26 protein-coding genes and 1 tRNA gene are annotated in these 24174 nt (G+C 67.1%); 6 read left to right on the forward strand and 21 right to left on the reverse strand.

Going from position 1 to position 24174, the window contains the following annotated elements:
* Nucleotides 1-4: 4 nt before the first annotated feature.
* The 3 genes from N7573_RS09395 to N7573_RS09405 all read right to left on the reverse strand — a co-directional run bounded on the left by N7573_RS09395 (nucleotide 5) and on the right by N7573_RS09405 (nucleotide 3266).
* Nucleotides 5-2143: a TonB-dependent receptor gene (locus tag N7573_RS09395; protein WP_279913430.1), complete on the reverse strand. Its 2139-nt coding sequence runs from the start codon at nucleotides 2141-2143 to the stop codon at nucleotides 5-7.
* A 130-nt stretch (nucleotides 2144-2273) separates the two neighbouring features.
* A complete protein-coding gene (locus N7573_RS09400; RefSeq protein WP_071228030.1) occupies nucleotides 2274-2669 on the reverse strand; it encodes a DUF2946 family protein in 396 nt (131 codons plus the stop codon).
* Between the two features lie 216 nt (nucleotides 2670-2885).
* Nucleotides 2886-3266, reverse strand: a complete 381-nt coding sequence (locus tag N7573_RS09405; protein WP_049400651.1) for a tautomerase family protein — start codon at nucleotides 3264-3266, stop codon at nucleotides 2886-2888.
* Between the two features lie 288 nt (nucleotides 3267-3554).
* Here N7573_RS09405 and N7573_RS09410 point away from each other — a divergent pair, with 288 nt between their 5' ends.
* Entirely contained in the window at nucleotides 3555-4118 is a 564-nt protein-coding gene (locus N7573_RS09410; protein ID WP_279913431.1) for a hypothetical protein, read from the forward strand.
* 84 nt (nucleotides 4119-4202) lie between these two features.
* On the opposite strand, the gene N7573_RS09415 is transcribed toward N7573_RS09410, so the two are convergent.
* From N7573_RS09415 to N7573_RS09480, 14 genes are all read right to left on the reverse strand, one after another.
* A tRNA-Val gene (locus N7573_RS09415) sits at nucleotides 4203-4277 on the reverse strand.
* Between the two features lie 174 nt (nucleotides 4278-4451).
* Nucleotides 4452-4805: a PilZ domain-containing protein gene (locus N7573_RS09420; protein WP_005412452.1), complete on the reverse strand. Its 354-nt coding sequence runs from the start codon at nucleotides 4803-4805 to the stop codon at nucleotides 4452-4454.
* Entirely contained in the window at nucleotides 4802-5758 is a 957-nt protein-coding gene (locus N7573_RS09425) for a DNA polymerase III subunit delta' (protein WP_164079917.1), read from the reverse strand. Before N7573_RS09425 ends, N7573_RS09420 begins: the two co-directional genes overlap by 4 nt.
* Entirely contained in the window at nucleotides 5755-6420 is a 666-nt protein-coding gene (tmk, locus tag N7573_RS09430) for a dTMP kinase (protein WP_049400648.1), read from the reverse strand. The genes N7573_RS09425 and tmk overlap by 4 nt, the downstream gene beginning before the upstream one ends.
* The gene (gene mltG / locus N7573_RS09435) at nucleotides 6417-7478 is read right to left on the reverse strand and encodes an endolytic transglycosylase MltG (protein WP_164079916.1); all 1062 of its coding nucleotides are present in this window, start codon (nucleotides 7476-7478) and stop codon (nucleotides 6417-6419) included. The genes tmk and mltG overlap by 4 nt, the downstream gene beginning before the upstream one ends.
* Before the next feature lie 137 nt (nucleotides 7479-7615).
* On the reverse strand, nucleotides 7616-8980 hold the full coding sequence (locus tag N7573_RS09440) for an aminodeoxychorismate synthase component I (protein ID WP_279943140.1): 1365 nt from the start codon (nucleotides 8978-8980) through the stop codon (nucleotides 7616-7618).
* Between the two features lie 134 nt (nucleotides 8981-9114).
* The gene (gene fabF / locus N7573_RS09445; RefSeq protein WP_049463472.1) at nucleotides 9115-10377 is read right to left on the reverse strand and encodes a beta-ketoacyl-ACP synthase II; all 1263 of its coding nucleotides are present in this window, start codon (nucleotides 10375-10377) and stop codon (nucleotides 9115-9117) included.
* 143 nt (nucleotides 10378-10520) lie between these two features.
* Nucleotides 10521-10760 carry an acyl carrier protein gene (gene acpP / locus N7573_RS09450; protein ID WP_005415509.1) on the reverse strand — a complete coding sequence of 80 codons (240 nt, stop codon included), beginning with the start codon at nucleotides 10758-10760 and terminating at the stop codon, nucleotides 10521-10523.
* 152 nt (nucleotides 10761-10912) lie between these two features.
* Complete coding sequence (gene fabG / locus N7573_RS09455) at nucleotides 10913-11656, reverse strand: 3-oxoacyl-ACP reductase FabG (RefSeq protein WP_004146899.1); 744 nt, start codon at nucleotides 11654-11656, stop codon at nucleotides 10913-10915.
* 81 nt (nucleotides 11657-11737) lie between these two features.
* Nucleotides 11738-12682, reverse strand: a complete 945-nt coding sequence (gene fabD, locus N7573_RS09460) for an ACP S-malonyltransferase (RefSeq protein ID WP_032127764.1) — start codon at nucleotides 12680-12682, stop codon at nucleotides 11738-11740.
* Between the two features lie 135 nt (nucleotides 12683-12817).
* The gene (locus N7573_RS09465; RefSeq protein WP_032127765.1) at nucleotides 12818-13600 is read right to left on the reverse strand and encodes a hypothetical protein; all 783 of its coding nucleotides are present in this window, start codon (nucleotides 13598-13600) and stop codon (nucleotides 12818-12820) included.
* A gap of 77 nt (nucleotides 13601-13677) precedes the next feature.
* Nucleotides 13678-14655: a beta-ketoacyl-ACP synthase III gene (locus tag N7573_RS09470; protein WP_032127766.1), complete on the reverse strand. Its 978-nt coding sequence runs from the start codon at nucleotides 14653-14655 to the stop codon at nucleotides 13678-13680.
* A 91-nt stretch (nucleotides 14656-14746) separates the two neighbouring features.
* The gene (rpmF, locus tag N7573_RS09475; protein ID WP_004154640.1) at nucleotides 14747-14941 is read right to left on the reverse strand and encodes a 50S ribosomal protein L32; all 195 of its coding nucleotides are present in this window, start codon (nucleotides 14939-14941) and stop codon (nucleotides 14747-14749) included.
* A 107-nt stretch (nucleotides 14942-15048) separates the two neighbouring features.
* On the reverse strand, nucleotides 15049-15558 hold the full coding sequence (locus N7573_RS09480; protein ID WP_071228022.1) for a YceD family protein: 510 nt from the start codon (nucleotides 15556-15558) through the stop codon (nucleotides 15049-15051).
* A gap of 113 nt (nucleotides 15559-15671) precedes the next feature.
* Between N7573_RS09480 and N7573_RS09485 the strand changes: the two genes are divergently transcribed.
* Nucleotides 15672-16241 carry a Maf family nucleotide pyrophosphatase gene (locus tag N7573_RS09485; RefSeq protein ID WP_049400644.1) on the forward strand — a complete coding sequence of 190 codons (570 nt, stop codon included), beginning with the start codon at nucleotides 15672-15674 and terminating at the stop codon, nucleotides 16239-16241.
* Between the two features lie 98 nt (nucleotides 16242-16339).
* Here N7573_RS09485 and N7573_RS09490 read toward each other — a convergent pair whose 3' ends face one another.
* Nucleotides 16340-18175, reverse strand: a complete 1836-nt coding sequence (locus tag N7573_RS09490) for a glycosyltransferase family 39 protein (RefSeq protein ID WP_032127769.1) — start codon at nucleotides 18173-18175, stop codon at nucleotides 16340-16342.
* Between the two features lie 42 nt (nucleotides 18176-18217).
* Between N7573_RS09490 and N7573_RS09495 the strand changes: the two genes are divergently transcribed.
* From N7573_RS09495 to N7573_RS09510, 4 genes are read left to right on the forward strand one after another with little or no spacing between them, the layout of a single operon-like run.
* Nucleotides 18218-19171 carry a MoxR family ATPase gene (locus N7573_RS09495; protein WP_032127770.1) on the forward strand — a complete coding sequence of 318 codons (954 nt, stop codon included), beginning with the start codon at nucleotides 18218-18220 and terminating at the stop codon, nucleotides 19169-19171.
* 23 nt (nucleotides 19172-19194) lie between these two features.
* The gene (locus tag N7573_RS09500; protein WP_164171388.1) at nucleotides 19195-20118 is read left to right on the forward strand and encodes a DUF58 domain-containing protein; all 924 of its coding nucleotides are present in this window, start codon (nucleotides 19195-19197) and stop codon (nucleotides 20116-20118) included.
* Entirely contained in the window at nucleotides 20111-22060 is a 1950-nt protein-coding gene (locus tag N7573_RS09505) for a DUF3488 and transglutaminase-like domain-containing protein (protein WP_149908909.1), read from the forward strand. The genes N7573_RS09500 and N7573_RS09505 overlap by 8 nt, the downstream gene beginning before the upstream one ends.
* On the forward strand, nucleotides 22057-22584 hold the full coding sequence (locus tag N7573_RS09510; RefSeq protein WP_032127773.1) for a Slp family lipoprotein: 528 nt from the start codon (nucleotides 22057-22059) through the stop codon (nucleotides 22582-22584). Before N7573_RS09505 ends, N7573_RS09510 begins: the two co-directional genes overlap by 4 nt.
* A 98-nt stretch (nucleotides 22585-22682) precedes the next feature.
* Here the strand turns inward: N7573_RS09510 and N7573_RS09515 are convergent, their stop codons facing one another.
* From N7573_RS09515 to N7573_RS09525, 3 genes are all read right to left on the reverse strand, one after another.
* Entirely contained in the window at nucleotides 22683-23042 is a 360-nt protein-coding gene (locus N7573_RS09515) for a histidine triad nucleotide-binding protein (RefSeq protein ID WP_014646179.1), read from the reverse strand.
* Nucleotides 23043-23108: 66 nt separating this feature from the next.
* Nucleotides 23109-23708 carry a recombination mediator RecR gene (recR, locus tag N7573_RS09520; RefSeq protein ID WP_032127775.1) on the reverse strand — a complete coding sequence of 200 codons (600 nt, stop codon included), beginning with the start codon at nucleotides 23706-23708 and terminating at the stop codon, nucleotides 23109-23111.
* Nucleotides 23709-23849: 141 nt separating this feature from the next.
* Nucleotides 23850-24170, reverse strand: coding sequence for a YbaB/EbfC family nucleoid-associated protein (locus tag N7573_RS09525; protein WP_004154630.1), 321 nt, complete (start codon nucleotides 24168-24170; stop codon nucleotides 23850-23852).
* Nucleotides 24171-24174 lie beyond the last annotated feature (4 nt).

Raw genomic sequence — 24174 nt, forward strand, 5'->3', positions numbered from 1 at the left:
GTCCTCAGAAGCGATGGTCGACGGTGAACTCGACGCGCCGGTCCGCGCCCAGCAGCCACTGCGTGCTGGTGTAGTACGCGGTGGCGTAGTACGCCTTGTCGAACACGTTGAACAATCGCGCTGACAATCGCGTGCGCGGTGCCGCCTGCCAGGTCAGTGCCAGATCGGTCGTGCTGTAGCCGGGCAGCTCCAATGTGTTGGCGTTGTCGGCATAGCGCTTGCCGACATAGCGAACGCCACCCGCCGCACTCCAGTCCGGTGCGAACTGCCAGCTCAACCACACATTGGCCAGGCGTTCGGCCACGTTCGGCGGCACGTTGCCATCGCGCGACACCAGCATCGGCGGCGACCCGGTGGTTTCCAGGAAGTCCTCGAACTCGGCCTTCAGCACCGTGGCGTTGGCATCCAGCGTCCAGTGCGGCGCGACGTTCCAGTTCAGCGACGCCTCGATACCACGCGAGGTCTGCGCGCCCACTTGCACGCGGCGGTCCGGCACCAGCGGATCGCGGCTGAGCAGCCCGGTCTTGCGGATGCGATACGCCGCCAGCGTCCACTCGCCGCCATCGAAGGCCTGCTTCAGGCCCACCTCGATCTGCCGGCCCTTGGCCAGGTCGAAGGCGCCGTTGGCCGGGCTGATCATCAGCAGCCCACTGACCGGGTCCGCCGCCTGCGAGTACTGCGCATACAGGCTCAGCGTCGGCCGCAGCGCGAACACCGTACCTGCGCGCCAGCCGGTGCTGCTGTAGGTCTTCGAGAACGCGTTCTGGCCGCTGATCAGATCGGTACGGTCGATGCGCGCGCGGTCGTGGCGCAGCCCACCCAGCACCGACCAGCGCTCGCTCAGCGCCAACCGGTCTTCCACGAACAGCGCGTACTGCTCGGCACGATTGCGGTAGCGCGGCAGGTTCGGCGCGTCGCTGGCGAACTGGCCCGGCACCGGATCGAACGGGTCGATCGGGCCCGAGCTGCCGGCATAGGTGTTGTTGGTGTGCTTGAAGTGCGCGCGGTTGGCGTCCAGGCCCACCGCGAAGTTGTTCTGCAGGCCACCCGCCGTTCCCTGCACGCGCAGCGTCGAGGTCAGTCCGGTCTGGTCCTGGTTGTGGGTGATCTCGGTATTGCCAGATCGATCGATCAAGCCGGTAGCGCGGTTGTAGACATAGGCCTCGGCATTGCGCCAATCGCGTTGGCTGTCGATCTGGTAGAGGCGCGTGCACCATTCCACGTTCGCGGTCGGCGTCCACAGCGCATCGAGCTGGGTCCAGCGGTCGCGATAGCGGATCTGGCTGTCTTCCACGTTGTAGTTGCGGTGGCGCAGCGCCTCCAGCTGGCGGCCCTCGACCAGCGGCGTGCCGAAGTAGCGCATCGGTTGCTGGTAGCCCTGCGCATGGGTGAGGGTCAGCTGCAGGTCCGCGCGCGGCTGCCACAGCAACGCGCCGGAGAATGTCGCGTCACTGTTGCGCCCACGATCGACCCAACCACCGCTGTAGTTGCCACTCACGTCCAGCCGGTAGGCCAGCTCGGGCGTCAGCGCGCCACCGCTGCCGAAGCCCAGGCGCGCGGTGTCCTCGCTGCCCACGGTTACGCTGATCTCGTTCTCGATCGCACCACGCGTGGGCTTCTTCGGCACGATGTTGATCACGCCGCCGATCGCACCGTCGCCATGGATGACCGACGCCGGCCCACGCAGCACTTCGATGCGCTCGATCGACCAGGTATCGAACGGGAAGGTGATGCCCACGCCGCCGTACTGGCGCAGCCCGTCGTACAGGCGCATCACCGAAGCGCCATCGGTGAAGCCGCGGCTGGACAGCGCGCTCAGGCCGTTGCCGGGGTGCGGCATCGCACTGATCGCACCTGCCCGGCTGATCGCATCGTTGAGGTTGCTGTCGCCACGCTGTTCCAGTTGTTCGCGCGAAATCACCGTCAGGCTGGCCGGTGTCTGCAGCACGCTCAGGCCCAGCGCGGAACCGGCGTTGGCGGTGGACGACAGCTCACCGCTGCGGGTATCGACCACCCGCACGGTATCCAGCGTGGTCGGTGGTGCCGCATCGGCGGCAAGCAGGGGCGCGGCGTGCAGGAGCAATGCGCACAGGACAGGCAGCGTCGCCCGGCGCAGGTGCGCGGAGTTGGGGTTCGTTTTCATTTTTTTCACGGCATGCAAGGCCACCCCGCAATGGCAGGGCAGCAATCAGAAAGGGGCAAACACGCGCGTGCGGGCACCGGCCGTGGCCGGCAACCTCATGGAAAAATGTTCAATGCAACGCGCGTGCGGCTCAGGCGGCCATCATGGCTGGCGGCCCACGCGCTCCCAATGTGCCGCTGATCCGTTGCGGCAACGCCCGCACCGCACCGCGCAGCGCGCGGCACACCGGTGCCATCGGCGCCAACAGCAGCACTGCCGCCACCAGCAGCGTGATCAGCCGTGCAGCGATCAGGCAGTAATCGCAGTCCACGCCCATCTCATGATCGGCGTGTGGATCGGCAGGTGGCTTCTTTGCGGCCTCGCCGTGCGGCATCGCCATCGCGTGATGGTCGTGGTGCCCGTCCATCGCGTGCTGCACATGCTCTGCGTGCATCGCGTGATCCATGGCTGCCACCGGTGCGGCGGCCGCGACGTGGCCATGCGCCAGCCAGCGGCTCACCAGCGGGGCAAGCAGCACCAGCAGCATGGCAAGCCATGCCAGGGCCTGGAACCGGCGGTGGAGGACAGAACGACGCACGCCGCCATTCTACGGGGCCCTGACCAACCTTGGACCCGGTTCAGGGTTTGCCCCCTGCGACACGGTGACGCAGGGCTGTGCTGCCGGCCACAGCGATGGGCACGCCCTCCCTGCGCACGCCCACCACGCTGTGGATCCACGCCATGCGTGGATGCGCTTCGCGCATCAACTCACGTACTGCGCCTGCCCGTTCCCGAACGACCAGTTTTCCCGCTTCACTTCCACCAGGTTGATGAACACATCCTCGCGGCGGATACCCACCGCCGCGTGCAGGCCCTCGGCGATGCCGGCGTACAGCGCCTTCTTCTGCTCCAGCGTGCGCCCTTCGTTCCAGGTGATCTGGATGCAGATGAAATCGTCGGTGCGGTCCACGCCCAGGTAGCCGGGGTCATAGATCAACGTGCCCGGCTCATGTTGCTGGAAAATCTGGAAGCGATCGTTCTCCGGCACGCCCACCGCGCGCATGGCCTGGTAGATGGTTTCGCCGACGCGTTGCAGGTAGTCGGCGGATTTACCTTTGCGAAGATCAATGCGGGCGAGCGGCATGGTGGCACTCCAGAGTGGATGGGCACGGCGACGGGCTGAGACTACGCCTGCCCGGGGCGGCGGGACAGCGCAGGAATGGAACCCTCTGCTTCCATTCGTGGCACGGGCCCGCCCACGTGCGTAACGAAGGCGACCCGGACGAACAGTTGGGCGCCTTCCACACCGACGGGCTGATCGTGGCCGCGCGACAGCTGGTACGCGAGGCACATCATTGCCTCTCCGGCGACGACGCCTGACCGGCCCGGATATGCGCCCGCTACAATCGCGCAGGGAGCGCAGGAGACCGCAATGGACGCCGAATACCTGGAGTACTTCAAGGCCGCACTGGAAGGCCGCGCAAGCGTGGGCTGGAACGTCTGGTTCACCGCCAACCAGCAGGCGCTGGCACAACACCTGAGCCGTCCTGCACTGCTGCGCTTGAAGTTCAGCAAACTGGATGAAGCCGAACGCCTGCTGGCCGAGGCCGGCATCGTGCCCTGCAGCACAGCGGGCAAGCGCTACGAAATGTACTGCGCGCAGTTCTCGGCGGACGTGGTGGACGCGAACGGTCGCCCGCTACCGGCCATCTGGCGCGCGGCGCACGGCGGTGCCATCGGCCTGCTTGCCGATGGTGAGCAGGAGGCCGGCCAGGCGAAGCTGCTCGCGGAGTTCCGCCGCGTCCGCAAGCGCGGGCTGCAGCAGGCCCAAGAATGGTTGGCCGATCTGTGCTTTGAAGGCGAGATGGAACTGAGCGGCGGCAATGCCAATGTGGGCCGTAGCCTGCTGGCGGTGGTGGTGCGGGCCGGCAGCGGTCACGACCTGCTGGATGCAACCGCGATGATCGCGCGCGAGCTGCTGGAGGACCTCGGCTGAAACGGTGATCGCTTCGGCGGGCACTACGGAATCACAGGCAACAAAAAAGCCCCCATTGCTGGAGGCTTCTTTCGTTCTGCAACATGGTGGGCGGTACAGGGATCGAACCTGTGACCCTTGCCGTGTGAAGGCAATGCTCTACCGCTGAGCTAACCGCCCGGTGTGTTGCTGAGCCGCTCATTATAGGGGCTTTTCAGAGGCCGTCAACAGTTTTTCACATTCGTGTTCACGGGTGTTTTCGGGGTGCGCAGCCGAGCATGGCTCGGCTCTACAGAACAGCGGGTTCACGGCGTTTCGGCGAATGCAGCCGGACATCGCCCGGCGCTACCGCAATCACATCGTATGCGTCGGCTTGTCCGAGCCGGTCAGGCCGGCCAGCAGGGTCTCGATCTTGTGGCGCACGCCCTCGCCTTCGGCACCGTCGGCCAGCTGCACGCCGATGCCGGCGGTGCGGTTACCCTGCGCGCCGGCCGGGGTCACCCAGATCACCTTGCCGGCCACCGGCAGGCGCTCGCTGGAATCGGGCAGGGTCAGCAACAGGAACACTTCGTCACCCAGGAAGTAGCGCTTGGGCGTGGGCACGAAGATGCCGCCGTTCTTCACGAATGGCATGTACGCGCTGTACAGCGCGGCTTTGTCCTTCACGGCCAGGGACAGGATGCCCTGGCGGGCGTTGCTGGCACTCATCGATTTCCCCTTGCGGCAGGCCGCTCGTTCACCTTGTTCCAGGCCAGCAGCAACTCGACCACGGCAAGGTCTGCACGCACCGTGGTGCGCAGCAGGTCGCGGGTGCGGTTGGCCGCATCGAACCAGGCTGCAAGCTTGTGCAATCGCTCCGGCGTGGTCAAGGCATCGGTGCTGGCCTGGGCCAGCGCCAGGTCGGCAGCGAAGCGCAGGCGCAGCGCCGCGTTGTCATCACCGCACCACTTCTGCGCCAGCTCCACCGCGCCGGTCTTGCCGGCGGCCAGCTGTTCCAGCTCGCGGCCCACTTCGCGGCGCAGGCTCAGGCCATCTTCGCGCAGCCAGTTGTCGGCCTGGCCGGGGTGGCCGCGCGCCGCGTCCAGCGCTTCGCGCGCCGATGCTTCGCTGTGGCCCTGCTGCTGCAGCCAGGCCAGCGCTTCGTGCTGCGGCGGCAACTTGAATTCCAGACGCTGGCAACGGCTGCGGATGGTCTGCGGCAGGCGCGCCGGGTCGCTGCTGATCAACCACAGGTAGCGGCCGGGCTGCGGCTCTTCCAGCGTCTTCAGCAGCGCGTTGGCCGCCGAGCGGTTGATCGCATCGGCCGGGTCGACGATCACCACCTGCGCCACGCCGTACTGCGGGGTCAGCGCCAGCTTGTCGGTGATCTCGCGCACCTGCTCGATGACGATCTCGGTGCGCAGCTTGTCGCCGCTCTTGTTCGGAATGAAGCTGACCAGCTGCAGGTCAGGATGGGTGCCGGCGGCGATCAGCTGGCGCGTGCGCATGGCATGCGCGGCATCGCCGCGCGCCAGCACGTGGTCGGCCAGCGCCAGTGCCACCTCGCGTTTGCCCAGCCCGGCCGGGCCGCAGATCAGCAGGCCATGACCAAGGCGGTCGGCATCGAGCGCTGCCACGGTCTGATCGAACGCGCGCTGCTGCCACGGCGAGAATGTGCTCATGCGCCCTCCCCGTCCTGCAGCCAGCGCTCGACCTGCGCGACCACATCAGCCGCTACACGCGCCTGCACCTGGCCGGCGTCGATCAGCGCGAAGCGCTGCGGGTCCTGCTGCGCGCGGCTGCGGAACACTTCGCGCACGCGCTGGAAGAAATCATCCTGTTCGCTCTCGATGCGGTCTGGCCACAGGTCGCGGCCATTGGCGCGCGCGCGGCCCACTGCCACGTCCACGTCCAGCAGCAGGGTCAGGCCCGGCAGCAGGCCCACCGCGCGTCGTTCCAGATCGGCAATCCACTGCGGATCGAGGCCGCGGCCACCGCCCTGGTAGGCATAGCTGGAATCGGTGAAGCGATCGCTCAGCACATAGGCGCCGCGCTGCAGTGCCGGCTGGATCACCTGGCGCACATGCTGCGCACGTGCAGCGAACACCAGCAGCAGCTCGGCTTCGGCGCTGAGCGGCTCGGCGGCGATCTCGGCATCGGGTTTCAGCACCAGGCCACGGATGCGCTCGGCCAGCGGCGTACCGCCCGGCTCGCGGGTCAGCACCACCTCGTGGCCGTGGCTGCGCAGGCAGTCACGGATGGCATTGATGGCGGTGGTCTTGCCTGCGCCCTCGCCGCCTTCCAGGCTGACGAAACGCGGGTGGCGAAGCAGCGCTGGACTCATTGCGCCGGGGTCTCCTTGGTACGTTGCTGGCGCAGCTGCTGCAGGTAGCGGGCCACTGCGGCGTTGTGCTGGTCCAGGCTGGGCGAGAACACGTGCGCGCCACTGCCATCGCCCACGGCGACGAAGTACAGCGCGTCGCCCGCTGCGGGTTGCGCGGCTGCCATCAGCGCATCGCGGCTGGGCATGGCGATCGGGGTCGGGGTCAGGCCGGCGCGGGTATAGGTGTTGTAGGGCGTATCGGTGGTCAGGTCGCGGCGGCGGATGTTGCCGTCATACGCAGCACCGATGCCGTAGATCACGGTCGGGTCGGTCTGCAGGCGCATGCCGATCTTCAGGCGGCGCATGAACACGCCGGCAATCTGCGGGCGCTCGCTGGCCAGCGCGGTTTCCTTCTCGATGATCGAGGCCATCGTCAGCAGTTCGTAGGGCGTGTTGATCGGCAGGTCCGGCGCGCGGCTTTCCCAGGCTTCATCCAGTGCGTCCTGCATTGCAGCGTGAGCACGCTTGAGCACATCCAGATCGCTGTCGCCACGCTGGTAGACGTAGGTCTCCGGCAGGAAGCGGCCTTCCGGATGCTGGCCACCGAAGCCGAGGCGCTGCATCAACGCGGCGTCATCGAGGTTGTCGGTGGTGTGCAGCAGCGGCTCGGCGCGCTTGAGCGCGGCACGCAACTGGCGGATGTTCCAGCCTTCAATGATCGTTACTCGATGCTGCAGCACCTTGCCGGCGCGCATGCGCAGCAGCAGATCACGCGGGGTCAGGTCGTTGCTGAGCGCGTACTCACCCACCTTCAGTTTGCCGGCCGCATCGAGCTGACGCGCCAGCAGCTGCCACTGCGCGTCCTGGCCCTCGTCCACGCCGGCGTCGCGCAGCTTGCGCAGCACGCTGTTCATGCCATCGCCGCTGGCGATGACCACGCTCTCGGCGGACGGGGTGATCGGGGCGTCGGCGAACCGGGTCTGCTGGTAGAAGAACCATGCGCCCGCGCCGGCCACGACGGCGGCCAGCACCACCACCAGCGTTACCACGAACAGACACCCGCGCTTGGCTCCCGCCATGGACTACCTCTGAACTCGATTCCGTCGTGCAGGATACCGTGCCGGTGGATTGGGGTCATGACCGGGGTGGCGCCTGCGTGCCGACCAACGGTCGGCACCCACCGTGGGGGAATGGGGTTGCCGGCCAGCGGCCGGCACTACCCCTGCTGGCCGAGCGCGCGCAGCAGGCCGCGGGCCTTGGCGCGGGTCTCGTCCAGTTCCTTGTCCGGGTCCGAGTCGACCACGATGCCGGCGCCGGTGCGGAAGCTCACCTCGTGGCCATCCACTTCGGCGGTGCGGATCAGGATGTTCAGGTCCAGGTCGCCATCGCGGTTCAGCCAGCCGAACGCGCCGGTGTAGGCACCACGCGGCACCTGCTCCAGCTCGCTGATGATCTGCATGCAGCGCACCTTCGGGCAGCCGGTGATGGTGCCGCCGGGGAAGGTGGCGGCGACCACCTCGCCGGGGGTGATCTCCGGGCGCAGATGGCCGCTGACGTTGCTGACGATGTGATGCACGTGCGCGTAGCTCTCCACGGTCATCAGCTCATCGACCACCACGGTACCGGGCAGGCAGATACGGCCCAGGTCGTTGCGTTCCAGGTCGATCAGCATCACGTGCTCGGCACGCTCCTTCGGGTGACCGACCAGCTCCTGGATGCGCGCAGCATCATCGTCCCCCTCGAAGCGCGGACGCGTGCCGGCAATCGGACGGGTCTGCGCGTGGCCGGCATGCACCGACACCAGCCGCTCCGGCGAGGAACTGACCACATGGCGGCCGTGCGCGCTGAACAGGCCGGCGAACGGTGCCGGGTTGGCACGGCGCAGCTGCGCGTACAGCGCCTGCGGGCTGACCGGTGCGGCAAACTGCGCGCTCCAGCGCCGCGACAGGTTCACCTGGAACACATCGCCGGCACGCAGGTATTCGATCACCCGGCGCACGCCGTCGGTGAAGCGCTGCGGCGCGTCCTCGCCGACCGACTGCGGTGGCTGCCAGCCCTGCCCGGCTTCGGGCAGCGTGGCCGAGGCCAGCGCCACCAGCGCATCCAGCAACGCCTGCTCGCCGGCTTCGACGATGACGAAGCTGGCCTCGTTGTGGTGGTCGTGCAGCACCGCGGCCGGGCAGCGCAGCGCCAGCGCAGTCGGGCGGCCGTCCTCGCGCGCACGCGCCGGCAGCACCGGCTCGATCTGGCTGGCCACTTCGTAATCCAGCATCAACGCCCAGCCGCCGCGGAACGGCAGGCTGTGGCTGCCGTCGTGCGGCAGGCGTTCGCGCTGCCAGGCGCGGTCCAGTACCTGCAGGAAGCTGCCGGCGTGTACCGCGTCGTGCTGGTCGCGCACCTGGCCATCGGCATCCAGCCGCAGGCTATCGCCCTGCGCGGCCAGCAGCAGGCTCCAGCGGCCCTGGGCGGTGCCCGAGGCGGTGGATTCCATCAGCAGCGGGAAGCGCGACGGGTCGTGCTGCTGCAGGGCCAGCAGATCGATCGGGTGCGGCAGCGGGTGGATCAGCGGTGCGTGGGTCATGGCAGCCAGTTCGGGGATTCAGATGCACGGAAGCCGCCTTGCGGCGGCCTCCTCGTGCGTGACGCACGTTCAGTCGAGCATGGCTCGACTCTACACAACGGCGGAGTCGAGCATGGCCCGACGCTGCAACTCGGTCAGACGCGCTTGAAGATCAGCGTGCCGTTGGTGCCGCCGAAGCCGAAGCCATTCGACATCACCACGTCGACCTTGGCCTGGCGTGCTTCATTGGGCACGTAGTCCAGGTCGCAGCCTTCGCCCGGCTGCTGCAGGTTGATGGTCGGCGGGATGACGTTGTCCTGCAGCGCCATCACCGAGAAGATCGCTTCCACGCCACCGGCAGCGCCGAGCAGGTGGCCGGTCATCGACTTGGTGGAGCTGACCATCATCTTGTAGGCGTGGTCGCCGAAGGCGGTCTTCATCGCCATGGTCTCGCCCAGGTCGCCCAGCGGCGTGGAGGTGCCGTGCGCGTTGAGGTAGCCCACCTGTTCCGGGGTCACGCCGGCGTCCTTCATGGCCATGACCATGCAGCGCGCGGCGCCTTCGCCGTTCTCGCTCGGTGCGGTCATGTGGTACGCGTCGGAGCTGGCGCCGAAGCCGGCCAGTTCGCAGTAGATCTTCGCGCCACGTGCCTTGGCGTGCTCGTACTCTTCCAGGATCAGGATGCCGGCGCCGTCGCCCAGCACGAAGCCGTCACGGTCCTTGTCCCACGGGCGCGAGGCCTGTTCCGGGGCGTCGTTGCGGGTGCTCATGGCCTTCATCGCGCAGAAGCCGCCCAGTGCGGTCGGCGACGAGCCACGCTCGGCACCACCGACCACCATCACGTCGGCATCGCCGTACTGGATCATGCGCATGGCGGTGCCGATCGAATGGTTCGAGGTCGCGCACGCAGACACCGCCGAGAACGACGGGCCCTTCAGGCCGGTGATGATGCTCAGCTGGCCCGGCAGCATGTTGATGATGGTCTTGGGCACGTAGAAGGGCGAGATCTTCTTGCCCTCATGGAACTCGATGGTCTGCTCTTCGATGCCGAGCAGGCCGCCGATGCCGGCACCGACGATGGCGCCGATGCGCTCGGCATTGGCGTCGGTGATCTCCAGGCCCGAGTCGTGCAGGGCCATGAACGAGGCACCGAGGCCGTAATGGATGAACGGGTCCATCTTCTTGGCATCCTTGCCGCTGACCCGGAACTTGCCGAACAGTTCATTGTCGGCGGTGATGTCGAATCCCTTGACCTCACCTGCAATCTTGGTGGTGAACCGATCCAGATAGGCATCAGAAACGTTGGTCAGCGGACCGATGCCCGAACGACCCTGGGTGATGCCTTCCCAGCTGCTGGCCAGATCATTGCCCAACGGCGAGACGATACCCAGGCCGGTTACGACGACGCGACGCTTCATTGCTGATTCTCCTGGCCCGGATGATTTCAACGGGCAACTCGGTTTGCTTCGGTGTGATGCTCAAACACACGGGGCCGCAACAGCGGCCCCATGGGGTGCGGTGCGCGGCGAGCGTGAGCCCGCGCGCGCACTGCCGTCTGACATCAGGCCTTGACGTGGGCCTTGATGTAGTCGATGGCGGCCTGCACGGTGCTGATCTTCTCGGCTTCTTCGTCCGGGATCTCGCACTCGAATTCTTCTTCCAGGGCCATCACCAGCTCGACGGTGTCCAGCGAGTCAGCGCCCAGGTCATCGACGAACGATGCGCTGTTGGTGACTTCTTCTTCCTTGACGCCAAGCTGTTCGACGACGATTTTCTTGACGCGTTCTTCGATGGTGCTCATGGGATCTCGCTCCAGATGGAGTTGTGGTTCAAAAGTGGTCGCCATCAAAGGCGATGGCCGTGGGATAGTGTAGTGGAAACCGGCGCGGCCTTGCATCGCAGCAAAAACCTCCGCAGATCAACCACTTGCGGCGCAATCCCTGCGCCCCTTGCTTACGGCATGTACATGCCACCGTTCACATGGAGGGTTTCGCCGGTGATGTAACCGGCAGCCGGGCCGGCCAGGAAGGCCACCGCATGGGCGATGTCTTCCGGCGAACCCAGGCGTTCGAGGGCGATGTCGTTGATCAGCGCGGTACGCGCTTCTTCCGGCAACGCCTTGGTCATGTCGGTGTCGATGAAGCCAGGTGCGACAACATTGACGGTGACACCGCGCGAACCGATTTCCTTGGCCAGCGACTTGCTGAAGCCGATGATGCCGGCCTTGGCGGCAGCGTAGTTGGCCTGGCCGGCATTGCCGGTCACGCCCACCACCGATGCGATGTTGATGATGCGGCCCTTGCGCGCCTTCATCATGCCGCGCATCACCGCCTTGCTGGTGCGGAACACGCTGGTCAGGTTGGTGTCGATGATCGACGCCCAGTCCTCGTCCTTCATGCGCATCAGCAGGTTGTCGCGGGTGATGCCGGCATTGTTCACCAGGATCGAGATCGGGCCGAATTCCTTGGCAATGCCATCGAGCACGCTGTCCAGCGCGGCGGCGTCGGTGACGTTCAGCGCGCGGCCGTGGCCACCGTGGGCGGCCAGGCGCTCACCGATCGCGGCGGCGCCGGATTCAGTGGTGGCGGTGCCGATGACGGTGGCGCCCTGGGCGGCCAGCAGATCGGCGATGGCGGCACCAATGCCACGGCTGGCGCCGGTGACCAGTGCGATTTCACCCTGCAGGGGCTTGCTCATGATGTTTTCCTCAGGCTGGGACGGCCGCCGTACCGTACCGCGTGCAGCGGCCACCGGTACGGTCGGCAGGAACAAGGGGGATCAGGCCGACCATGCCTCGCGGGCGGCTTCGAAGTCGCCTGGCGTGGCCAGCGAACGGCCGTCGATGGCCTTGTCGATGCGCTTGACCAGGCCGGTCAGCACCTTGCCCGGGCCGCACTCGGCGATCCGGGTGACGCCACGGCCGGCCAGCGCCTGCACGCACCCGGTCCACTGCACCGGCTGGTACAGCTGCTGGACCAGCGCGGTACGGATCGCGTCAATACCGTCATGCACCTTGGCGTCGACGTTCTGCACCACCGGCAGCTGCGGCGCCTGCCAGGCCAGGCCGGCCATCACTTCGGCCAGGCGGTTGGCGGCTTCGCGCATCAACGGGGTGTGCGAGGGCACGCTCACGGCCAGCTTGACCGCCTTGCGCACGCCCTTCTCGGCCAGCAGCGCCAGCGCACGGTCGACCGCGTCGGCGTCGCCACCGATCACGATCTGGCCCGGCGAATTGAAGTTGGCCGGCACCACCACCTGGCTGCCTGCGGCTTCGGCGCAGACGTCCAGCACCAGCTGGTCTTCGGCGCCGAGCACGGCGGCCATGGCACCGACGCCGGCCGGTGCGGCTTCCTGCATCAGCTGGCCGCGCAGGCGCACCAGGTGCGCACCGTCATGCAGGCTCAGCGCGCCAGCGGCAACCAGGGCGGTGTACTCGCCCAGGCTGTGACCGGCCAGCACCGACGGGCGCGGACCGCCCACGGCGTTCCAGGCGCGCCACACGCCGATGCTTGCGGCCAGCAGGGCCGGCTGGGTGTATTCGGTGCGGTTGAGCATTTCCTCCGGGCCACCCTGGGACAGCGCCCACAGGTCGACGCCGGCACCATCGGATGCCTCGGTGAAGGCTTCACGCACCTGCGGGTGCAGTTCAGCCAGCTCGGCCACCATGCCCACAGACTGCGAGCCCTGGCCGGGGAAGACAAAAGCGAGGGTGGATACGGTCACGCGGTCATCCGCTTGTTGCAATCGAAGCGGGCCATGATAAGGGGGAACATGCCGTGTCGTCTGTACGTGCGCGTATGCACGCGTATGGTGGGCCTGCCGCGGAACGCCGCCGGGCATGGCCCGGCGGACGCACAGTCAGCAGAACAGCTGCAGGACGTCCAGATCGCCGTCGGCGAGGAAATCCACGCACAGGCCCACCAGCATCAGCACGCCAGCGGTGCTGGCACCATGGGCGATGAAGATGGAGTGGGCCAGCGCGCGCGCCGAGCGGCCCAGCTTCATGCAGACCCGGGCCAGGCTGCGCAGGCGGCCAGTGACCGCATGCACGTGCTCGCGCACCGGCGCCTGCGCATCGCCCATCGCCTCGGCCATCATCGCCTGCAGGTGCTCGGGGCGGTCGGCGTAGTACTTGGCCACGCCATAGCCGAACATCAGCCAGTCGCGGGCCTGCGCTTCGGACAGATCCATCACTTCCAGCGGATCTTCCTCGAAGTCGATGAAACCGACCTTCTCGCCATCCCAGGTGAGATTGCGCGGCAACGGCTGACCGAAATAGGCGCCGCGCGCATGCGCTGCGGCAATGGCCAGCATGGCCGCCATCACCAGGCGGTCGCGACCGGCCTCGTCGGCTTCGCGCAGGCAGGTATTGAACGAACTGCCGTTGTCGCCGATCACCAGCGCAGCATGGCCGGTGCCCAGCACATCGGGCACGTTCACGCCCTGCGCCTGCAGTTCTGCAAGGCGGCGGGCTTCGGTTTCGCGCGCGGCGTCACCGCCACGGTGCGGCGGCGGGCGCAGGGCATCCAGATGAAAACGACGGGCAACAAAATTGAGCAGGCCAAGGGCCAGCGCGCGGCTTCCCTTGCCGTACTGCTTCAGCCAGGCACGTTGCCCTTCGATGACGATGGGCTCAACCATGACAGGTCCTCCTTAAACGCGTTACGGCCCCAAAGGGGCCGCAACGACAAAGCTTCACGTTGTCGTAACTTGCACTATCAATAGCGCAGCAGAGCCGAACCCCACGTGAAGCCGCCGCCGAAGGCTTCCAGCAGCAGCAGCTGGCCACGTTCGACCTTGCCCGAGCGCACGGCGGCGTCCAGCGCCAACGGCACCGAGCCGGACGAGGTGTTGCCGTGCTTGTCGACGGTGACCACGACCTGGTCCATCGACATGTCCAGGCGCTTGGCGGTGGCTTCGATGATGCGCAGGTTGGCCTGGTGCGGAATCAGCCAATCCAGGTCGGACTTGTCCAGGCCGTTGGCAGCCAGAGTCTCGTCCACGACCGAGTCCAGCGCCTTGACGGCGTACTTGAACACGTCGTTGCCCTTCATGTTGATGGTGCCGCCGCCATTGGCGCCGTCCTTGAAGCCGGTCGAAACGCCAACCGGGTTCCACAGCAGCTCCTTCTTGCTGCCATCGGCATGCAGGTGGGTGCTGAGGATGCCGGTGTCTTCGTCGGCCTTGAGCACGACAGCACCGGCGCCATCGCCGAACAGCACGCAGGTGGTGCGATCGTTCCAGTCGACCATGCGGGTCAGCGTTTCGGTGCCGATCACCAGCACGTGCCTGCAGTCGCCGGAGCGGATGAACTTGTCGGCCACGCCCAACGCGAACACGAAGCCCGAGCAGGCGGCGTTGACGTCGAAGGCGGGGCACCCGGCCACACCGAGCTTTGCCTGGATCAGGCACGCGGTGGACGGGAAAATGAGATCAGGGGTGGTCGTGCCGACCACGATCATGTCGAGCTGCGAGGCGTCGATGCCTGCGGCTTCAAGCGCGCGCAGGGCGGCGTTGTAGCCAAGGTCGCTGGTGGTTTCGCCTTCGGCCGCGATGTGCCGCTCACGAATGCCGGTGCGCGACTGGATCCACTCATCCGAGGTTTCGACCATTTTTTCCAGGTCGGCGTTGGTCAGGACTTTTTCCGGCAAATAGCTACCGGTGCCCGCGATCCTCGAGTAGATCCGCTTGCTCATCATGTTTCCTGTTGCGCGGGCCGCCGATCACCGGCACACCCGGGAAAGAAGGCAAAGGCCGCTGCCCGGAGGCAGCGGCCTTCCCGGCACATCAATCTTCTTCGACGGCCGAGGTCTTGGTCTGGATGACCTTCTTGCCGCGGTAGAAACCATCGGCAGTGATGTGGTGACGCAGGTGCACTTCGCCGGTGGTCGGGTCGGTCGACAGCTGCTTGGCGCTCAGGGCGTCATGCGCACGACGCATGCCGCGGCGGGACGGGGTAACACGGGATTTCTGGACAGCCATGGGATTGCTCCAAACTCGGTTCGTTTTGCTTCGTCGTTTCGTCGCACAGGACGCCAGCGCCCAGCACACTTTTCGCTTTCGCCGCAGCCGCCGACGACAACCGGCTGCTATTGTTTCTTCAATGCCGCCAACGCCGCAAACGGGTTGGCCTGCTTTGTTTCTTCTTCGCTCGGTGCCCAGTCCTGATCGACTGCCTCACCGTCGGGCGACAGCGGCACCACAGGCACCGCCAGCACCAACTCGTCCTCGACCAGGTCCAGCGGACGCAGCTGGCCGTCTTCCGGCACCAGCAACGCCTCGTACTCCTCCGGCAGGGACGATTCCTCGTCCTCGTCGCGGATCAGGCCAAGCCTCTGGGTCACCTTCACCGGCAACAGGAATCGCTGCATGCTGCGCTGACACGTCAGCGGCAACGCGGTGTCGATGGTCAGTTCCACATAGGATACCCGCAAGACGTCGTCGCGACCGAATTCAAGCGAGTAATTGCACTCACCGTCGGTATCTGCGACCAACCCCTGCAGGCGGGTCAATTCAGCCAGGGACACCTGACCGTCGAAGCGCCTTCGCGCTACAACCATCCGCCAGGCATCCAGCGTTTCGGGCACGTTCGCGGACATAAGCCGCTGAATACTAAGGATCGGGGCGGCGGCTGTCAAATGCCCGCCATACAGGACTTGCCGCTGGCGCTGCGGACACGCCAGACTGCCGCGCCCTGCCCCGGTATTCTCGCATGTCACTGGTCCTGGCCTCCACCTCCCGCTACCGCCGCGAGCTGCTGCAGCGATTGGGCCTTGCCTTCGACTGCGCGCGCCCGGAGGTGGATGAAACCCCGTTGAATGGCGAAGCGCCGCGGGCTCTGGCCACGCGCCTGGCTGCGGCCAAGGCCGCCGAGGTGGCTGCCCGCCATCCGGGCGCCTGGGTAATCGGCTCGGACCAGGTCGCGGACCTGAACGGCCAGCCGCTGGGCAAACCCGGTACGGTCGAGGCCGCCTGTGCGCAGCTGGCAGCGATGTCCGGGCAGACCGTGCGCTTCCACACCGCCGTCTGTCTCAGCCGTGATGGAGAATCATTCACGGCCGTCGATCTGACCGAAGTCTGCTTCCGCGCACTGGAACCGGACGAGATCGCCCGCTACGTGACCACCGAGCAGCCACTGGACTGCGCCGGCAGCTTCAAATGCGAGGGCCTGGGCATCAGCCTGTTCGACGCCATCGACAACCGCGACCCGACCGCGCTGGTCGGCCTGCCGCTGATTGCGGTATGCGGATTGCTGCGCAGGGCCGGTTTCGCGGTGCCCTGAACTGCAGCGTCGAGCCCTGCCCGACTGCTTCTGCTGTAGATGGCAGGCGGCCCGGAAAAAGCAGTCGAGCATGGCTCGACCCTACAAAAGCAGAGGCCTCAACGGACCTCGAACGGCTGCTCCTGCCATTGCTCCACGCTGCCATCGCGGCCATACAGGCGCAGGCCCAGCCAATGCCTGCCCGGCGCCAGCGTGGTGGTATCCAGCGATGCGTCGAAGCCCACCGCCGGGTGCTGCGGATCGGTGCTGTCCGGCCACACGGGGCGCACGTCGAACACACGCCCATAGCGGGCGTCACCGATGGAACGGCCATCGACCAGCACTTCGACGCGTGCCAGGCCGACGCCATCCTTGAACGCCCAGCCCTTGATCGCGAACGTGCCGGACACCTTCTCGCCATTGGACGGCGCATCCAGCCACGCCATCGCCGGCGTCACGCACGGCCCTTCCGCGCGCTGCACCGGCAGGCGGAACAACAGGAAGCGCTGGAACCCGTGATCACTGCTGACCACGCGTGGCGCCGGCATCGGCCCCACCTGATCGCAGATGGCGTGATAGCGCTCCAGCAGTTCGCGATAGCGCTGGTCGCTGGGTGACAGCACCAGCAGCATCGGCGCCGTGCGCTCGCCCTCATGCAGCAGGCCCCACTGTGCCAGCTGCGCGGTGCGGCCATGCTTGTCATTGAGCGGATGCGGCAGCACCTCGATGTTGCCATTGCCCAGCTGGAAGCCCAGTTCGGCGCCGACCTTGAAGTTGCCGGCCAGCACGCGCGTCCCTTCCGGCATCTGCCGAAGCTCTTCATGGACCGCTACGGCCAGTGGTTGCCAGCCAGCGAAATTGCGCGGGTAGTACTTGCTGCCGGCCATCTGCTCGCGCAGTGCCGGCGTGGATGCCATCAGGTAGTAGCCGAACGCCAGCACCATGCCCGCGCCTGCCAGCCACCAGCCGGTGCGGCGCAGCCAGCGCGGCCAGCCGTTGAGCACTACCGGCACCGCCACCAGCAGTGCGAGGTAGCCCGGCAGCGGCCAATGGAAACTGATCCGCTCGACGTCAGTGAAGAAGCCAAGCACGAAAATGCCCAGTGTGGATACGCCGCCCACCAGGCCGAAATAGCGCCACTGCACGCGCGCACCGCCACCGCTCCGGGTTCCTGCCAGCGCCACCTTCCACATCGCCATGCACAGGATCGGCGTCACCAGCATCGGCTGGATCACCAGGAACCACAGCCCGCCCCATTCAAAGGCCCAGGGATGACGCTCGACCACCTGGAATTTCAGACCGGCATCGTGGTTGTCCGCATTCCACGCCAGCAGTGGCAGCCATGCCAGCACGCCCACCGCCAGTGCGACCCATACGCGCGGATCGGCCAGCATGCGCCGCCCCTGCGGCAATGCCAGCAGCGCGATGAAACCGACGCCGATGACACCGATGAAACGGTAGTGGCTGAGCGCACCGATCAGCAGGCCCAGCGCCAGCTTCATCGCCGAGGAGGCATCCACGTTGTGCAGCAGGCGCGCACCGGCGTGCAGGCAGATCACCGCCGCCAGCGCCATCGGCACGTCGGGTACCGCCAGCAGGCCCAGCGTCGCCGACAACGGCATCAACAGCGTGAGGCTGCCCGCCTGCCAACCCGCCACATTGCCGAACCAGCGCGTGGCCGTGCGCACCACCAGCAGCGGCAACAGCGCACCGATGGCCAGGAACGGCAGGCGCAGCGCAAGCACGTGATGACCGCCGAGCTCCACGCCCAGGCGGGCCAGCCAGGCGGTCAACCCGGGCAGATCCGAATAGGCCGCGGCCAGATGCTGGCCTTCCTGCCAATAGAACGCTTCGTCGACGAACAGCGGCAAGCGCGCGGCAACGATCAGCTTGGCCGCTGTGACCAGCGTCCATAACCAGAGAAATATCGTCCGTGCGCGCTGTTCGCCTTGCATTGCTCTATGGATAATCGAGTGGATTCCAGATCTGAGACGATCATGCCAGCTTCGTCCCCCAACCCCAGCATGCTAACCGATCAATTGCGTCAGGCCCTGCGGGAGGCACAGGATCAGGTGAACGCACTGGTACTGGGCAAGGTGCCGGAAGTCAGGCTGGCGTTCGTCGCATTGCTGTCCGGCGGTCACCTGCTGATTGAAGATCTGCCCGGCCTGGGCAAGACCACGCTGGCGCATGCGCTGGCCAGCAGCCTCGGCCTCAGCTTCCAGCGCGTGCAGTTCACCTCCGATCTGTTGCCCGCCGATGTGCTGGGCGTGTCGGTGTATGAAGCCGGCAGCCGTCAGTTCCAGTTCCACCCCGGCCCGGTGTTCACCCACGTACTGCTGGCCGACGAGATCAACCGCGCACCACCGCGCACGCAGAGCGCGTTGCTGGAAGCGATGGCCGAGCAACAGGTCACCCTGGATGGACAGACCCATGCCCTGCCCGATCCTTTCTTCGTGATCGCTACGCAGAACCCGGTGGATCTGTCCGGCACGTTCCCGCTGCCGGATTCGCAGCTGGACCGCTTCCTGTTGCGGCTGGCGATGGGTTACCCCAGCGCGCAGGCCGAGCGCGAGCTGCTGCGTGGCAGCGACCGTCGCGACCTGATCGCGCGTGCCGTACCGAAACTGGATGACACCCAGGTGCGCGCGCTGCGCGACGCAGTGAACCAGGTGCATGCCAGCGACGCGCTGATCGACTATGTGCAGGCGCTGCTGACCCGCAGCCGCCAGCATGCCGGTGTGCGCGTGGGCCTGTCGCCACGTGCGGGCCTGGCGCTGCTGCGCGCGGCCAAGGCACATGCACTGCTGCTGGGGCGCGGCCATGTGGTGCCCGAAGACGTGCAGACCCTGTTCGTGGCGGTGGCCGGTCACCGACTGGTGGCGGAAGCCGAATCCAGTTCGGGTCCGGCACTGGCGCGCGCGATCCTGCAGACCGTCGCGGTGGACTGAGCGTGGCCACACGCTGGGCACGCATGCAGCTGCTGGCTCGGCCACGCAGGCCCGAAGCCTTGCCGAGGCGGCTGGACCGCCATCGCATCTATGTGCTGCCCACCCGCTTCGGCCTGTTCGTTGCCACCCTGCTGGCGGCCATGCTGCTGGGCGCACTGAACTACAACAACAACCCGGCGCTGCTGCTGGCCCTGCTGCTCGCGGCAGCAGCAATCGCCAGTGCCATTGCCGCGCATCTCCAGTTGTCCGGCGTGCAGATCGATGCGATCTCCGCCGAGCCGGTAGCGGCCGGGCAACCGTTGCGTCTGCGCGTGGACCTCTCACTGCGTGACCCGCGTGCGCGGCACGGCCTTCATCTGCAGCTGGGTGACAGCAACGCCTGGACCTCGCTGCCTGCGCACGGCCGTGGCGAAGTGGAACTGGACGTTCCCAGCGAACGCCGTGGCTGGCTGGAACTGCCGCGCATCCGACTGTCCACCACCCAGCCGCTGGGCCTGGTGCGGGCGTGGTCGTGGGTGTGGCCGGAACAGCCGCTGCTGGTCTACCCGCTGGCCGAAGCCGTGGCGCCTGCACTGCCGGAGAGCGGCAGCGATCCGCTGCACACCCGCGCCCATGCCAGCGGCGAGGAACTGCATCAGCTGCGCCCCTACCGGGCTGGCGATGCGCCGCGCAGCATTTCCTGGAAGCACTCGGCTCGCCGCGACAGCCTGCTGGTGCGCGAGTACGAAAAGCCGGTCGGCATCGAAGTGATCCTCGACTGGCGCGCATTGGCGCCGTTGGGCCATGAAGCACGCATCGCTCGATTGGCGCGCTGGGTGGATGTGGCCGAGCGCGAGGGCCGCCGCTACACCCTGCTGCTGCCTGCACACCCGCCGTTCGGGCCCGGTCAGGGCGCCAGCCACCATCACCTGTGCCTGCGCGCGCTGGCGCTGATGCCGCATGACTGAGACCCCCGCCCTGCTCGATCGCAATGCCCGCAACTGGACCCTGGCCAGCGCGGCGCTGGCCTTGTTACCGTTGCTGCTGCAGCTGCCGCCACTGCTGGCTGGTGTGATCGCGCTGGCGGCGATCATCACCGCCGCCCTGTCGTGGCGGACAGTGTTGCCGATGCCGGTACGCCTGCTGCTGGTGCTGGGCATGCTCGGCGCCATCGTCTGGCAGATGGGCATGGTGCGCCCCGGGCGCGATACCGGTTGCGCACTGCTGGCCGCGATGCTGGCGATCAAGTCCAGCGAGCTGCGCAGCCTGCGTGATGCCCGCAGCCTGCTCGGCTTCGCGCTGTTCTCGCCCTTTGCAGCATTCCTGCTCGACCAGGGACCGCTGACAACCGCGCTGGCCGCGCTGGCCGGGGGCAGCGCACTGATCGCGCTGCAACGCCTGGCCCAGGATGAAGGTCATGCCGGCCGCCTGCCACTGCGCGGGCAGCTGCATGGTGTCGGCCGCCTGTTGGCGATCGGCCTGCCGCTGGCATTGGCCTGTTTCTGGCTGTTCCCGCGCCTGGCCACACCACTGTGGGGTGTTCCCGAGCGCGCCGTGGGTACACCGGGGTTGTCCGACAGCATGGAGCCCGGCCAGTGGTTGGACCTGATGGCCGACGACAGCCCGGCGCTGCGCGTGCAGTTCTTCGGCACTCCACCCGAGCCGGCGCAGCGTTACTGGCGCGGCCCTGTACTGACAGCCTTCGATGGACGGCGCTGGACACGCGACCGCGCCAGCGCGCGGCGGCCTGCTGCGGTGGTTGAAGCAAGTACACAGGGCTGGGATTACCAGATCGACTACGAGCCGACCGACCGCCGCCAGCTGGTGGCGCTGGACCTGCCCAGCCGCGCGCCTGCAGGCAGCATGCTGGATGCGGACATGAGCCTGAGCAGCGAACGCCCGCTGGCCTCGCTCAGCCGCTGGCGGTTGCATTCGGCCCCTCCCCTGCGTTTCGACAGCACGCTGTCGCCCTATCTGCGCCGCGCGACGCTGCAGCTGCCGACCGGCTTCAACCCGCGCACCGCCACGTTGGCGCAGCAATGGCGACAGGAGGCTGGCAGCGATGACGAGGCCATCGTGCGCCGCGCGCTGCAGTGGATCACCACCGACTTCTCGTACACGCTGGACACCCCTGCGGCGGGACGCGACCCGATCGACGAGTTCCTGTTCGGCTACAAGGCCGGCTTCTGTGAACACTTCAGCTCGGCCTTCGTGGTGCTGATGCGCAACGCCGGCGTCCCGGCGCGGGTGGTGACCGGTTTCGCCGGCGGCACCCGCAACCGCATCGGCGACTACTGGGTAGTGCGGCGAATGGATGCCCACGCCTGGGCCGAGGTGTGGCTGCCGCAGCGCGGCTGGGTCCGGGTCGACCCGACCGCAGCCGTGGCACCGGAACGCATCCTGGACACACTGGATGACCGCCTGCAGGCCGGCACGGACACGCCACTGCAGCAGCGTTGGCTGCAGCTGGGCCAGCTGGGCGACTGGCTGCGCCGCGGCTGGAACGACCTGGTGCTGTCGTTCGATGCGCGCCGCCAGCAACAGCTGCTCAAGCCGTTCGGGCTGGACGATCTGGGCCCCGGGCAGCTGGTCGCTGGCTTCGTGGTGGCCGCACTGCTGGCGCTGGCGTGGATGGCCTGGCTGCTGGCCCGTGGCGAGCGCGAACGCGACCCGCTGCTGCGCGCCTGGCACCGGCTCGGCCGGCGCTACGCCCGCCTCGGCCTGGCCCGTGAACCGCACGAAACCGCCCAGGACTGGGCACAGCGCGTACACCGGCAGCGTCCTGACCCGGCCCTGCTCGCGCTCAGCCAGCGTTTCGCTGATGCGCGTTACGCTGGAACTTGCACCGACCTCGCTTCATTATTGCGGGACCTGCGCAGGCATCGCCCGACTTCCGGAGCCTCCCCATGAACACCAAGTTCCTTCTCACCGCTGTGGCCACGCTGGCCCTGTCGGCCTGCGCCACGGCCCCCAAGCCGCTGCAGGGACAGTTCAGCCTGGTCTCCCCTCGCGATTCAGTCGCTACCCAGCAGGTCGGCACGCCGGTCCGTTGGGGCGGTCGCATCATCGAAACCAAGCCCGGCCAGGGCGAGACCTGCTTCCAGATCATCTCGCGCCCGCTCAATGGCAGTGGCCGCCCGAACACCACTTCGTCCGATGCCAGCGACGGTCGTTTCATCGCCTGCCGTGCCGGCTTCTACGACCCGGCGGTGTTCGAAGCCGGTCGTGACGTGACCTTCATCGGCAAGATCGACGGCTACCAGAACACCCGCATCGGCGAATACGACTACCGCCTGCCGAAGCTGTCGGCTGATGTGATCTACCTGTGGCCGGAACAGCGTCAGGTCGACGTGGTGCCCTACCCCTATGGCCCGTGGGGCCCGAGCCCGTATGGCCCGTACTGGGGCGGCTATGGTCGCTGGGGCTGGTGGTGATCGTCACCGCACAGGCATGACGGAAAAGGCCGCCCTCGGGCGGCCTTTTCCATCCACGCCGGGATACGGTAGATCCACGCCATGCGTGGATAGGGGCTTCAACGCCCCGGGGTACCGAAGTGCCCCAGCGGCGCACCGGCCAGCAGGTGCATGTGGATATGGAACACGGTCTGCCCGGCATCCTCGCGGCAGTTCATCACGATGCGGTAGCCGTCCTGAGCAAAGCCCTCGCGGCGCGCATACTCGGCGGCAGCCAGCGCCAGCTTGCCGATCAGGTGCGCCTGCGACGGCTGCAGGTCATCCAGGGTCGGAATGATCTCGTTCTTCGGAATGAACAGCACGTGCACCGGCGCCTGCGGTGCGATGTCCTTGAAGCCCAGCACCTCGTCATCCTCGTAGACGATGGTGGCCGGGATCTCGCGACGGATGATCTTGCTGAAGAGGGTTTCGTTGCTCATGATCGGCCTCGGCGGGTATGTCGTCCGCATTGTAGGCCGCCCGCGCCCGGCCATGCCGGCCGTTGCTCAATCGCGGAATTCGCTGCGCGTCCCGAACGCGTGCGACAGCGTGCCACGATCGACGTATTCCAGTTCACCGCCCAGCGGCAGGCCCTGCGCCAGGCGGCTGGGCTGCACCTTGCGTGCGCGCGCCAGCTGCGCCAGGTAATGCGCGGTGGCCTCCCCCTCCACAGTGGCGCTGGTGGCGATGATCAGCTCCTGCACCTCGCCTTCGGCCAGCCGCCGCTCCAATTGCTCCAGGCCCAGCTCGCGCGGGCCGATGCCATCGAGCGGCGACAGCCGCCCCTGCAGCACGAAGTAGACACCGCGGAAACCTGTGGCGTTTTCGATGGCCAGGCGGTCGGCCGGCGATTCGACCACGCACAGCTGGCTGCGTTCGCGGCTGCTGTTGGCACAGGTCGGGCACAACTCGGTTTCGCTGAAGTCGCGGCACTGCGCGCAGTGGCCAATGCGCTCCACCGCCAGCGCCAGGGTTTCGGCCAGGCGCTGGCCACCTTCGCGCTCGCGCTCGAGCAGGTGGTAGGCCATGCGCTGCGCCGTCTTCTGGCCCACGCCAGGCAGCACCCGCAGTGCGTCGATCAATTGTTCAAGCAGGGGTGCGGACACGGCGGCAGGCTTTCATTGCGTCGAGCAGGCTCGACGGCTGTTTGTAGAGCCGAGCCATGCTCGACTGAAGGTTGGAACAGTCGAGCAAGCTCGACTCTACGGGATCCGTGGCACCCGGTTACACGGGTGCCACGCTGAAAATCAGAACGGCAGCTTCATGCCCGGCGGCAGCTGCATGCCGGCGGTGGCCGAACCCATCTTCGACTTCGACTCGGCATCGATCTTGTTCGAGGCATCGTTGAAGGCGGCGGCGATCAGGTCTTCCAGCATCTCCGGGTCGCTGGCCAGCGACGGGTCGATGCGCACCTTGCGGCATTCCTTGGCGCCGGTCAGGGTCACGCTGACCATGCCGCCACCGGCGCTGCCGGTCACTTCGATCTTGGCGATTTCTTCCTGGGCCTTCTGCAGGTTTTCCTGCATCTTCTGGGCCTGCTGCATCAGTTGGGCGATGTTGCCGCGCATAGTG

Origin of the sequence: Stenotrophomonas sp. GD04054 (assembly GCF_029836955.1) — a bacterium.
Classification (GTDB): Bacteria; Pseudomonadota; Gammaproteobacteria; order Xanthomonadales; family Xanthomonadaceae; genus Stenotrophomonas; species Stenotrophomonas maltophilia_A.